The organism is Saccharomonospora azurea NA-128 (genome assembly GCF_000231055.2).
In the GTDB taxonomy this organism is placed as follows: domain Bacteria; phylum Actinomycetota; class Actinomycetes; order Mycobacteriales; family Pseudonocardiaceae; genus Saccharomonospora; species Saccharomonospora azurea.
On record NZ_CM001466.1, the window covers coordinates 3697224 to 3699318 of the forward strand.

Consider the following 2095-nt stretch of genomic DNA (forward strand, 5'->3'; position numbering starts at 1 on the left):
TGCTGGTCCTCACCGCGTCCCGACGGGCGGCCGACGCCGTGCGCGCCGACATCACGCGGCGACTCGCCGCCGTCGACCCCGACGAGCCGGGCGAGCTGCGCACCGTGCGGGAGCCGCTGGTCCGGACCGTGCACTCCTACGCGTTCGCGGTGCTGCGTGCGCAGGCCGCGCGTGACGGGAACCCCGCACCCCGGCTGCTGTCGGGGCCGGAGCAGGACGTCGTCGTGCGGGAGTTGCTCGCCGGGGACCTCGCTCGCGGCGCGCCGGACTGGCCCGAGTCGCTCCGGCCGGCGCTCGGTGTCCCCGGGTTCGCCGAGGAGCTGCGGGACCTGCTGCTGCGCGCGGCCGAACGCGGGCTCGGACCCGAGGATCTCGTCAAGCTGGGGCGGCGCCGCAACCGTCCCGAGTGGGTGGCGGCGGGCCGGTTCTGGAGCCAGTACGAGCAGGTGACCCTGTTGCAGGGCATCGGCGGCAACGCCGTGGGGGAGCCGGGGGCCCCGGCTCTCGACGCGGCCGAACTGGTGTCGAGCGCCCTCGTGGAGTTGGAGGGCGATCCCGACCTGCTGGCGCGCGAACGCGCTCGGGTGCGGCACGTGTTCGTGGACGACGCGCAGCATCTGGACCCGTTGCAGTACCGGCTGGTGCGGCTGCTGGGGGAGACGGCGGCGGACGCCGTCCTCGCCGGTGATCCCGACCAGGCGGTGTTCTCGTTCCGGGGCGCCGATCCGAGCCTGCTCGCCGACGCCGACCCGGACGGGCGGCACACCGTCGTCCTGACGCGGTCGTACCGGCTCACCCCGGTGGTGCACGAGACGGTGACGCGCATCGCGGCGACCCTGCCGGGGACGGCGCCGCACCGCAGTTCGTTGTCGTTGCCTCCCGGCGAGGTCGACGGCGTGGTGCGCACCCGGTTGTTGCCGACCGCGGCCGCGGAGGCGGCGTGGGTGGCGGACCAGCTGCGTCGCGCTCACCTGCTGGACGGTGTGCCGTGGTCGGAGATGGCCGTGCTCATGCGGTCGGCGTCGCAGTCGATGCCGTTGCTGCAGCGGGCGCTGGCGACGGCGGGAGTACCCGTGGCCGCGGCGGTCGAGGAGCTGCCGTTGGCGCGGCAGCCCGCGGTGCGGCCCTTGCTGACGCTGCTGCGGGTGGCGGCCGATCCGGACACGCTGGACCCCGAGACGGCGGAGATGCTGCTGTCGTCGCCGCTGGGCGGGGCGGACCCGCTGGCGTTGCGGCGCCTGCGCCGCGGTCTGCGCAGGCTGGAGCTCGTGGCCGGGGGTGAGCGGTCGAGCGACGAGCTGCTGGTGGAGGCGTTGCGCGACGGCGACGTGCTCGCCGGGCTGGCGGACGCGGAAGCTTTCCCGGTGCGCCGGGTCGGCGCGTTGCTGGCCACGGCGGCCGAGGCGGTCGGTGAGGGCGCGGGAGTCGAGGACGTCCTGTGGCGGGTCTGGCAGGAGAGCGGGTTGCAGGAGCGGCTCGTGGCGCAGGCGGGCCGGGGCGGGGCGCTGGGTGCGCGGGCGGACCGCGATCTCGATGCCGTCGTGGCGGTGTTCGAGGCGGCGCGGCGCTACGTCGAACGGCTTCCGAAGGCGAGTGCGGCGGGGTTCGCCGAGTACCTGTCCTCGCAGCACATCGCGGGCGACAGCCTCGCGCCCGTGGCGGTGCGGGGCACGGGGGTCTCGTTGCTCACCGCGCACGCCGCGGCGGGTCGCGAGTGGACGGTCGTGGCGGTGACCGGGTTGCAGGAGGGCAGCTGGCCGGACCTGCGCCTGCGTGGTTCGGTGCTCGGAGTCGAGCGACTGGTCGACCTGCTGTCCGGAGTGGATGGCGACGGCGTGTCGGCCGTGTCGGCCACCGCGCCGATCCTCGCGGAGGAACGCCGCCTGTTCTACGTGGCCGCGAGCCGTGCCCGGCGGGTGTTGCTGGCCAGTGCCGTGCAGGGCGAGGACGAGCAGCCGTCGCGGTTCCTGTCCGAGTTGACCGATGCCGGCGAGGACGGACGCCTGGGGCCGGATACGCGCGTCGAGCCGCGGGAGCGGGGGCTCACGCTCGCGGAGCTGGTCGGTGAGCTCCGCGCGGCCGTCACCGACCCGGA

The 2095-nt window shown here is 75.5% G+C and carries 1 protein-coding gene; it reads left to right on the forward strand.

From position 1 onward, the window contains the following. Positions 1 to 2095 (forward strand): ATP-dependent helicase (locus tag SACAZDRAFT_RS16995; RefSeq protein WP_082245344.1); only part of this gene is annotated, 2095 nt, incomplete at both ends.